This window comes from Nigerium sp. (assembly GCF_039811905.1).
In the GTDB taxonomy this organism is placed as follows: Bacteria; Actinomycetota; Actinomycetes; order Propionibacteriales; family Propionibacteriaceae; genus Propioniciclava.
Genome location: NZ_JBDHZL010000105.1, coordinates 1 through 9,637, shown reverse-complemented (window position 1 = coordinate 9,637; position 9,637 = coordinate 1). Strand labels below are relative to the sequence as shown.

General features: G+C 72.9%; 8 protein-coding genes. 4 read left to right on the top strand and 4 right to left on the bottom strand.

Translation table 11 applies throughout. The features are described from left to right. The first annotated feature begins 370 nt into the window (after positions 1–370). The 4 genes from WMJ97_RS12925 (at position 371) to WMJ97_RS12910 (ending at position 5,010) form a co-directional block, all read left to right on the top strand. Complete coding sequence (locus WMJ97_RS12925) at positions 371–1,462, top strand: hypothetical protein (protein ID WP_347349412.1); 1,092 nt, start codon at positions 371–373, stop codon at positions 1,460–1,462. A gap of 397 nt (positions 1,463–1,859) precedes the next feature. After that, a complete protein-coding gene (locus WMJ97_RS12920) occupies positions 1,860–2,480 on the top strand; it encodes a TetR family transcriptional regulator C-terminal domain-containing protein (RefSeq protein ID WP_347349411.1) in 621 nt (206 codons plus the stop codon). Between the two features lie 105 nt (positions 2,481–2,585). Then, positions 2,586–3,176, top strand: a complete 591-nt coding sequence (locus WMJ97_RS12915; protein ID WP_347349410.1) for an NAD(P)H-binding protein — start codon at positions 2,586–2,588, stop codon at positions 3,174–3,176. Positions 3,177–3,312: 136 nt separating this feature from the next. Further along, positions 3,313–5,010, top strand: coding sequence for a thiamine pyrophosphate-binding protein (locus WMJ97_RS12910; RefSeq protein WP_347349409.1), 1,698 nt, complete (start codon positions 3,313–3,315; stop codon positions 5,008–5,010). On the opposite strand, the gene WMJ97_RS12905 is transcribed toward WMJ97_RS12910, so the two are convergent. From WMJ97_RS12905 to WMJ97_RS12890, 4 genes are all read right to left on the bottom strand, one after another. Further along, positions 4,997–7,540 (bottom strand): excinuclease ABC subunit UvrA, encoded by a 2,544-nt coding sequence (locus WMJ97_RS12905; RefSeq protein WP_347349408.1) that lies wholly within the window; start codon positions 7,538–7,540, stop codon positions 4,997–4,999. The two genes, WMJ97_RS12910 and WMJ97_RS12905, sit on opposite strands and share 14 nt — an antisense overlap. A 106-nt stretch (positions 7,541–7,646) precedes the next feature. Then, positions 7,647–8,156, bottom strand: coding sequence for an SDR family oxidoreductase (locus WMJ97_RS12900; protein WP_347349407.1), 510 nt, complete (start codon positions 8,154–8,156; stop codon positions 7,647–7,649). Continuing rightward, positions 8,132–8,470 (bottom strand): SDR family NAD(P)-dependent oxidoreductase, encoded by a 339-nt coding sequence (locus tag WMJ97_RS12895; RefSeq protein WP_347349406.1) that lies wholly within the window; start codon positions 8,468–8,470, stop codon positions 8,132–8,134. The genes WMJ97_RS12900 and WMJ97_RS12895 overlap by 25 nt, the downstream gene beginning before the upstream one ends. Positions 8,471–8,538: 68 nt before the next feature. Further along, entirely contained in the window at positions 8,539–9,552 is a 1,014-nt protein-coding gene (locus WMJ97_RS12890; protein WP_347349405.1) for a zinc-binding dehydrogenase, read from the bottom strand. Positions 9,553–9,637 lie beyond the last annotated feature (85 nt).

Genomic DNA, 9,637 nt, shown 5'->3' with positions numbered 1-9,637 from the left:
CCTGGGTCGCCTCGACGGCGCACTGGTGCGCGGTGAGCACGGGACTGGACCTGGTACCAGACCTCGGCAGGCACGAGCGCCGGGTGGTTGCCCTTGTAGCGGCTGAGTACCCGTCGACCGCGAAGGCGATTGCGGCCATTGCCCGCCAGGAAAGCGCCGGTGCTGAGTCGTTGCGTCGTTGGGTCGTTGGGTCGTGCAGGCTGATATCGACGCCGGAAGAACTCGCTCGCCAACACCATGTCGACGCTGCCGAGCCAGCTCGCTCGGTCACTGACCTGGGATCGCGGCGCACACCTGACGGATGCTTCTTGCACTGCTCCGCGGGCGACCCCACACTTGTGTGTATGACGCACAATGTTCGGACCCATTCGTGCAGCCCGACCGGCTGCCCATGAGTGCCGGTGAGGTGGTGATCGGACTCATCTCGGCTCCGGGTACGGCCGCCCAAGTCGCGGCTGATCTCGCTGAGGACCTGCGCGCAGAGCTGAGTGTGCTGATGCCCACCGTCCGATGGCGGGTGCCAACGGTGGTCGATGCCCTCGTCCACCCACCTGCTGACGACTCTGTCCTCGTCGGCGCGGCACGGGAGCGGCTCCTGGTGGAGGCCTGGGACCTCGTCGTCTGCCTCACGGACTTGCCGCTCAGTGTTCGTCGCCGGCCGGTGGTCGCCCATGCCAGCCCGGTGCACGGAGTGGCTGTCGTATGCCTGCCGGCGCTCGGGGCGGTGGGACTGCGTCGACGCGCCAGTGGCGCAGTCGTCGGTCTCGTGCGCACCTTGCTCGGGGAGGCCGAGGATCACCCGTCCGCTGGCTCGGAGGCCGCCCTCCGGCGCCGCGCTGGCGAGCTGGGGAGTCAGCAGGAAGAGGGAGACGGCAGCGTCATGTTCACGGCGAGGGTCCTGAGAGGGAACGTGCGACTCCTGGTCGGAATGATCCGGGCCAATCAGCCCTGGCGGCTTGCCATTGGACTCTCCAAGGCTCTGACCGCCGCTCTGGCGGCCGGAGTCTTCGCGATGGTCACATCCGACATCTGGCAGCTGGGCGACGCGCTCAGCTGGACCAGGTTAGCGGCGATCGGGATCGGCGCCGTCACGGCGATCACGGCCGCGCTGATCCTCGGAGCGGGCCTTTGGGAGCGCGGTTCGAATCCGGCGGGTGGGAAGCACGTCACCCTGTTCAACCTGGCCACGACGGGAACGGTCGTGCTGGGTGTGACCTTCCTGTACACAGCGCTCCTGGTCCTCGCACTCCTGATCACCCCACTGCTGGTGCCGGCACATTTGCTGGAGGAGAACCTCGGACACGCGGTTCACGTCGGCGACTACCTGAAGCTGGCGGTGGTGGCCAGCGCCCTGGCAACGGTCGGCGGAGCCCTGGGCGCGGGCCTGGAGAGCGACGAGGCGGTCCGGGCCGCCGCCTACACGTACCGGCAGGAGCCGGGCGAGGTCCAGCGGAACGGGTGAACCGCCCAACCGAACAGGCAACACCATTCCCACCCCGGCGGCCTAGCCGCCTCACGGGTGGGCAGGGGGTTCTCAAACTCTCTACGGAGGTCCACCAACCAATCGAGTAGTGCCCCGTCTCATGGCGGGGCACGTCTGTTTCTGCGACCGCGGGGGCCCAGTCACCACAGCCGCCACCGCGGGCGTCCGCGGCCGGCCCGACGCCGCGTCCGCGCGACGCGTGTCGCCTGACTGGCTCGTTCTCGGGGACGCCCCCTGAGCGCGACCCCGCTCACGGCGTCCCCTCGAGAACGAGCCAGTCAGGGTCGGCGGGCCGGGTGCAGCGCGCAGGCCGTGCGCGCAAGATACCCTCCGGGACGCCCCCACCAGATTTCGCACGACCGTGCAAGAATGAGGCGTGCCCAAGCTTGTCGATCACGACGCCCGGCGTCAGGAGATCGCCCGGGCCGTGTTCGCCCTGGTCGATCGGGCCGGGGTGGGTGGCGCGACCGTCCGGGGGGTCGCCGCCGAGGCCGGGTGGTCCATGGGGGCGGTGCGGTACTACTTCTCGACGCAGGACGACCTGCTGCTGTTCGCCGTCGAGGAGATGGCTCGCCGCGTCGAGGATCGGGTGCGGGCGATCCTGACCCGCGAGCAGCCGTCGGCCCAGCGGGCCGAGCGGCTGCTGTCGACCATGCTGCCCCTGGACGCCGAGCGGGCCGCCGAGGTGCGCGTGTGGGCCGCGTTCATGGTGATCGCCCGGCTCGACGAGGCGTACGAGCGGGTGCGGGCGTCCACCTGGTCGGGGGAGCGGTTCATCGCCCGCATCGCGGTCGCGGATGTCGCCGGTCGCGGCTGGCCCGACACCCTCGACGGCCCCCTCGCCGACCCCTCCCTGGAGCCGGACGCCGAGCGGCTGCATGCCCTCCTCGACGGGCTCTCGATCCAGGGCATCACCTACGCCGACGCCGACCCGGCGTCCCTACGCCGGATGCTGGCGTCCGCGCTGGCCGAGGTGGCCGAGCGCGCGCGGGGCTGAGCGCTCGGCCCCGACCCAGTCCCTGCCAGTGCCTGGCTCCCGGCAGGACGCCGCCCTAGCGTTGCTCGCAGCGGGCCCATCGGCCCGGGTGGCACGGAAGGCATCATGACCAACATCCTCATCATCGGCGCCGGCGGGCAGATCGCCCGCGTCGCGACCGCCGAGCTTCTCGAACGCACGGACGCCCACCTGACGCTGTTCCTGCGCAGGCCCGCCCAGGTCGCCGGCCTCCCGGAGGACCGCGTCACCGTCGTCGCCGGCGACGCGACCGACCCGGACGCCGTCGCCGCGGCCGTCCAGGGACAGGACGTCGTCTACGCCAACCTGGCCGGTCGCATGGCGGACGCCGCCCGGACGATCGTCACCGCGATGGACGCCGCGGGCGTCCGGCGGCTGATCTTCATCAGCTCGATGGGGGTCGACGACGAGATCCCTGGGCAGCACGTCGGGCCCGTGCTCGACCCGTACCGCGAGGCCGCCCGGGTCGTCGAGGCGTCCGACCTGGACTACACGCTGATCCGGCCCGCGTGGCTGAGTGACTCCCGCGAGATCGCCTACGGGACGACGACGAAACCCCAACCCTTCGAGAACGCCGACGCCACGGTGTCGCGCCGCAGCGTCGCGGACCTGATCGTCCGGCTCGTGACCGAGCCGGGGCTCGGCGTCCGGGAGAGCCTCGGGGTGCATCACTCCTGATGCCGGCGACCGTCCGCGGGGCGTCCCTGGGGACGGTCGCGCGGGCCGGTGCACCCGTGGGGGTGCACCGGTACCGTCGGCGTCCGGGTAGCGTGGGGCGGCAACGAACGCCGCGACGCCGAAGGGGGCAGCGACCGTGTCCGACCAGGGAGAACGCCACGCGACGACCGAGTCCCACGAGACCGGGCGCTCGCAACTGCAGCCCGACGACGCCACCGGCGGCGACATCCTCGTCGAGGTGATGCGCGAGGCCGGCGTGGAGGTCGCGTTCGGGGTGGTCAGCATCCACAACCAGCCGCTCGTGGAGGCGATCGACCGCGAGCTGCGGTTCGTGCCCGTGCGGCACGAGGCGTCCGCGGTGAACGCGGCCGACGGGTACGCGCGGGCGACGGGCGGCATCGGGGTGGCGATCACGTCCACGGGCACGGGCGCGGGCAACGCGGCCGGGTCGATGCTGGAGGCCCTGACCGCCGAGAGCCGGGTGCTGCACGTCACCGGCAACATCAACGTCGACCTCATCGGGGAGGGCAAGGGCGCCTACCACGAGGTGCCCCGGCAGCTCGCCATGCTGCAGGCGGTCTCGGCGCACGCGATCCGCATCCAGACGGCCCGGCAGGCGCGGGCGGTGCTGACCGAGGCGGTCGACCTGCTGTCCACGCCGCCGTTCGGCCCGGTGAGCGTCGACTGGCCGATCGACCTGCAATACACCGCCGACCCCGACGCCCAGAACAAGGTCGTCGAGCGCGAGCCGCGGCTCCGTCCGGCGCCGCGCCGTGACCTCGAGCGGGCGGCCGCGACGATGCGCCAGGCGAAGCGTCCGCTGGTCTGGGCCGGCGGGGGAGCCCGGCGCGTGGGGCGTCCGCTGGCCGACCTCGCCGAGGCGTGGGGCGCCGGCGTGCTCACCGGCGCGAACGGGCGCGGTTCGATCCCCGAGGATCACCCGCTGTGCATCGGCAATTTCGCCGCCGACGAGGCGCTCGAAGGGCTGCTTGAGGACGCCGACTGCCTCCTGACAATCGGCAGCCACCTGCGCGCCAACGAGACGCGCACCTTCGGGCTGCCGCTGCCGGCCGAGCACATTCAGATCGACCTGGACGCCGACGCGATCGGCCGCAACTTCCCCGTCACCGTCGGGCTGCGGGGCGAGGCGTCCGTCACGGTGCCCGCCCTGCTCGACGAGCTCGGCTCCACGAGCCCGGACGCCGACTGGGCCGGCCGGGTGGCCGAGGCCGCGGCGTCCGCCCGCCGGGCCCATCGGAAAGACATCGGCGCCTACGCGGCGATCTGCGACGCGATGGGCAAGCGGCTGCCGCGCCGGTCGCCCATCGTGCGCGACGTCACCGTGCCCGGCAGCTCGTGGGGCAACCGGCTGCTGCCCGTCTACGACCCGACGGACAACCTGTACGCCGCCGGCGGCGGCATCGGGCAGGGGCTCGGCATGGCGATCGGCGCGGCCTGCGCCCGCCCGGACGCCCCCGTGCTCGCGATCATCGGCGACGGCGGCCTCGCCGTGCACCTCGGCGAGCTCGCGGTGCTGGGCGCCGAGCGCCCGCACGTGATCGTCGCGCTGTTCAACGACGGCGGCTACGGCGTGCTGCGCAACCTGCAGGACGCCCAGGATTCCCCGCCCCGCGGCGTCGACCTGCACACCCCCGACTTCGGGCTGCTCGCCGAGTCGATGGGCGTGCGACACAAGGCCGTCAGCGACCCGGACGCCTTCGACAAGGCCCTCAAGAAGGCCGTCAAGCGCGGCGGCCCGACGCTGATCGAGATCGACGTGCCCGCCCTGCGGCCGCGCCCGCGCGCCTTCGTGCCGCCCGTCACGGTTCCGTGAGGCCGGCCAGGTAGCGCCCCGTGACCGACGCGGGGTCGGCGGCGACCTGCCGCGGCGTCCCCGTCGCGACGATGCGCCCGCCGGACGCCCCGCCGCCCGGCCCGAGGTCGATGACGTAGTCGGCGTTCGCGATGACGTTGAGGTCGTGCTCGATCACGACGACGGTCGCCCCGCGCTCGACCAGCCGATCGAGCACGCCGAGCAGCACCCGCGTGTCGAGGGGATGCAGGCCGACGCTCGGCTCGTCGAGCACGAACACCGCGTCCGACTGATCTCGGTCCAACTCGTTCGCGAGCTTGAGCCGCTGCGCCTCGCCGCCCGACAGCGCCGGGGTGTCTTCGCCGAGCGTCAGGTAACCGAGCCCCAGATCGGTGAGGGTCTGCAGCTTGCGCCGGACCTTCTTCAGGCCCGCCAGCGCCTCGGACGCCTCCCGCACCGTGAGGCCCAGCAGCTCGGGCAACGACAGGTCGCCCGCCCCCTTCGTGCCCCTCACCACGTCGTACGCCGCCATCGCGTACCGGCTGCCCTCGCAGTCGGGGCACGGGATGTCGACGTCGGGCAGAAACTGCACGTCGAGCGACACCTGCCCGGTGCCCTCGCAGCGCGGGCACCGCAGCGATCCGGTGTTGTACGAGAAGTCGGACGCCTTCAGCCCCCGCTCGCGCGCCCCGTCGGTGGTCGCGTAGGCGCGGCGCAGGTCGTCCAGCACCCCGCTGTACGTCGCGACGGTCGAGCGGACGTTCGTGCCGATCGGCGTGGCGTCCACCACGTTCACCCGGCCGATGCCGGGCGCGTCGAGCCGGGCGACGTGCGCGGGCAGCGGCCCCCCGGACGCCGCCGCCTGCAGCCCGGGCACCAGGCTCTCCAGCACCAGCGTCGTCTTGCCGGAGCCGGAGACGCCGGTGATGGCCGTGAGGCGTCCCTGAGGGATCTCCGCCTCCAGCGCATGCACGGTGTGTAGCGGCGTGGTGGCGAGCCGCAGGCGGCCGGCGTCGTACAGGTGCTCGAGCTCCGCCTGTTCGCGGACGACCAGCTTCTCGCGGCCCGCCAGGAAGCCCCCGATGAGGGACGCCGGGTCGCTCGCCAGATCGTCGACCGTGCCGCTCGCGACGACCGTGCCGCCGTCGCCGCCCGAGCCGGGGCCCAGTTCGATCAGCCACTCTGCCTCGCGCAGCAGTTGGACGTCGTGGTCGACCAGCACCACCGAGTTGCCCGAGCCCCTGAGGTCGTGGATCACCCCGAGCAGCCCGTCGACGTTCGACGGGTGCAGCCCGATGGACGGCTCGTCGAGCACGTAGAGCACCCCGGTCGTCTCGTTGCGGACCGCGCGGGCGAGCTGCACCCGCTGGCGCTCACCCGTGGACAGTGTCGACCCGGCCCGATCGAGGCTGAGGTACCCCAGGCCCAGCTGGGTGAGGCGGCGCGCCATCTCAAGCAACTGGCCGACGATCTGACGGGCCATGCGGCGCATGTCGGCCGGCAGCGTCGGCTCGACCGTGGGCGCCCAGGCGACGAGCTCGTCAAGGGTCTTGACCGTCGCCTCCGCGAGGTTGATGCCCGCCACCTCGGGCTCGCGCGCGGCGGCGCTGAGCCGGGTGCCGTGGCAGTCGGGGCACTGGCGCGCGGTGATGAACCGGTTCACCCGGCTCAGCCCGCGCTCGGTGGTGGCCTTGCCCAGCGCCTCTTCCACCGCGCGCCGCGCGTTGCGGTAGGTGAAGTCGAGCTCGAACAGCTTGCCCGATTTCGACGGGACCGAGATGTGCCGCTTCTCGTCCGCCCCGTTCATCACGATGTCGCGCTCGGCGTCGGTGAGCTGCTCGTACGGCACGTCGATGCGGACGCCGTACGCCTCGGCCACCTGGGGCATCACCGTCAGCCCGAACATGCCCCACGGGGCGACGGCCCCGTCGGCGATCGTGCGGCCCGGATCGGGCACCAGGGACGCCTCGTCGACCTCGCGCACCGTGCCGGTGCCCTGGCACGTGGGGCAGGCGCCCCCGGAGTTGAACGCCAGCGCCTCGGCGCCCAGCGGCCGGAACGACTCCCCGCACACCGGGCACGTGAGCGGCAGGTCGGCGGCCACGTCGATCGTCGGGGAGAGCCGGTGCCCGTTCGGGCAGACGTGCGAGGCGAGCCGGGAGAACATGACCCGCAGCACGTTGAGCAGTTCGGTGGAGGTGCCGAAGGTGCTGCGCACCCCCGGGACGCCGGGCCGCTGCCGCAGCGCCAGCGCGGCCGGGATGTGCCGGACGCTGCTCACCGCCGCCCGCGCGGCGTGCGACATGCGCCGCCGCGTATAGGTCGACAGCGCCTCGATGTAGCGGCGCGACCCCTCCGCGTACAGCACGCCCATCGCCAGCGACGACTTGCCCGACCCCGACACGCCCACGATCGCCACGAGCCGGTCGAGGGGAACGTCGACGTCGACCGCCTTCAGGTTGTGCACGCGGGCGCCGCGCACCTCGATGGCCGACGGCGAGAGGTCACTGACCGCGGCGTTCGCCGTGCTGGGCCGCGTGGTGGGTTCCATGCCCCGCAGTCTGGCACGGGCGTCCGACATTTCTCGGCGTCCGGTCGCCTGGCCGGCGTTCACGCCGCGGCGGCGCGGTCGTTCGCGGGGATCGCGTCGAGGTCGGTCACGACTCCTCCGGACGCAGCGGGCCGTAGTACCACGACGCCGTCACGCCGCCGTCGATGAGGATGTCGCTGCCGGAGATCCAGGTGCCGTCGGGGCCGAGCAGCAAGGCGCCGACGGCGGCGATCTCGTCGGGCGTCCCCGCGCGGCCGGCGGGTGCGAGTTCGAGCATGCGGCGGTAGCCGGCTCCGCGCGGGCCGGTCAACTCGTCGCGGGCGAGCGGAGTCACGACGATGCCGGGGCTGATCGCGTTCACACGAGCTCCCCGTTCGGCCCACCGGATGGCCTCCGCCATGACCCGCAGCCCGTTGCCGCGCTTGCTGAGCTGGTAGGCGTGCAGGGTGTCCGTGACCCGGCTGACCAGGGGCAAACCCAGCAGCTCGTCGGCCGGTGTGGTCGCGAGCGCGCGGTCCTCGTCGGCGGTGAGGGCGGGCAGCCGGCGTCCGGACTGCGACGAGATCACCACGCCCGCCCCGCCGCGGGCGATCACAGCGCCGAACTCCTCCAGCACGAGCGCCGTCCGTAGAGGTCGACCGTCAGGATCGCCTCGACGGGCGCCTGCGACGGCGAGACGCCCGCGGCGTGAATGAGGGCCCTGACGTCCCCGGACGCCGCCGCACGCTCGGCGAGGGCGTGCACCGAGGCGCGCGACGCGACGTCTACCGTGGCCGCCTCGGCGTCGAAACCGGCGTTCAGGAACGTCTCGACGGCGGCGTCCGCGTGGGCCTGGCGCAGATCGGCCAGGATGATCTTCTTGCCGGGCCCGACCCGGCGTGCGATGGCCTGGCCGATGAGGCCGGCTCCGACGACGACCACGACATCCATGGTTCTCCTCTTCTCTTGGGTGGGGGGCGCGCCTTCAGGGAACGCGCGCGGTCGTACACCGCTCGGTCTCAGGGGCGGAGCAGCACCTTGATGGCGCGGCGGTCGTCCATGGCCTCGTAGGCCTCCGCGACCCGCTCCAGGGGCAACTCCAGGTCGAACACCCGGCCCGGCTCGATCTCGCGCTTCCACACCAGGTCGAGCAGGCGAGGCAGGTAGGCGCGCACGGGGGCGACCCCGCCGCGGAAGCCCTTGTTGTCCCAGAACATCTGGTCGACGGGCAGCTCGCCGTGCGGGACGCCGAGGAGGCCGATCATCCCGCCGGGCCGACATGCGGCGACGGCGGTCGCCCGGGCGTCCTCGGTGCCGACGCACTCGATCACGCAGTCGGGGCCGATGCCGTCGGTGAGGTCCCGGACAGCCGCGAGGCCCGCGTCCCCTCGCTCGGCGACGATGTGGGTCGCGCCGAAGGCGGTCGCGATCGCCTGGCGGTCGGCGTGCCGGGACATCGCGATGATCGTCACCGCGCCCAACTGCGACGCGGCCAGCACCGCCGACAACCCGACTGCGCCGTCGCCGACGACCACCACGGACGACCCCGGCCCGACCCCCGCCGACACCGCCCCGTGCCACCCGGTGCAGGCGACGTCGGAGAGGGCCAGCAGGCTGGGGACGAGGTCGTCGTCCGGCTGCTCGGGGGTGGCGAGCAGCGTGCCGTCGGCGTTCTGGACGCGGATCAACTCGGCCTGGCAGCCGTCGTAGCCGGTGCGGTTCAGGCAGTTGGCGTGCGCGCCCTTGCGGCACACCGGACACAGGTTGTCGCTCGTGGTGAACCCGCCGACGACGAAGTCGCCGACGGCGACGCTCCGCACCGCCGAGCCGACCTCGGTGACGACCCCCACGTATTCGTGGCCGATCGGGGTGGGCTCCGGCACCGGCGCGATGCCGCGGTAGCGCCACAGATCCGAGCCGCAGACGCACGTGGCGACCGTCCGCACGACGGCGTCCGTGGGCTCGATGATGGTCGGGTCCGGACGGTCCTCGCAACGGACGTCCCCGGCTCCGTGGATGATGGCTCCTCGCATGGGCCCAGCTAACCGCGTTCTCACGCGGCGCGACAGGTGTGCACGAGCCCGGTCATGTCAGTCACTGGCTCCCCGGACGCCCGCC

Coding starts and splice junctions, on each gene's coding strand:
- WMJ97_RS12915 (WP_347349410.1), top strand. CDS start 2,586: ATGACCAACATCCTCATCATCGGCGCCGGCGGGCAGATCGCCCGCGTC.
- WMJ97_RS12905 (WP_347349408.1), bottom strand. CDS start 7,540: ATGGAACCCACCACGCGGCCCAGCACGGCGAACGCCGCGGTCAGTGAC.
- WMJ97_RS12895 (WP_347349406.1), bottom strand. CDS start 8,470: ATGGATGTCGTGGTCGTCGTCGGAGCCGGCCTCATCGGCCAGGCCATC.
- WMJ97_RS12890 (WP_347349405.1), bottom strand. CDS start 9,552: ATGCGAGGAGCCATCATCCACGGAGCCGGGGACGTCCGTTGCGAGGAC.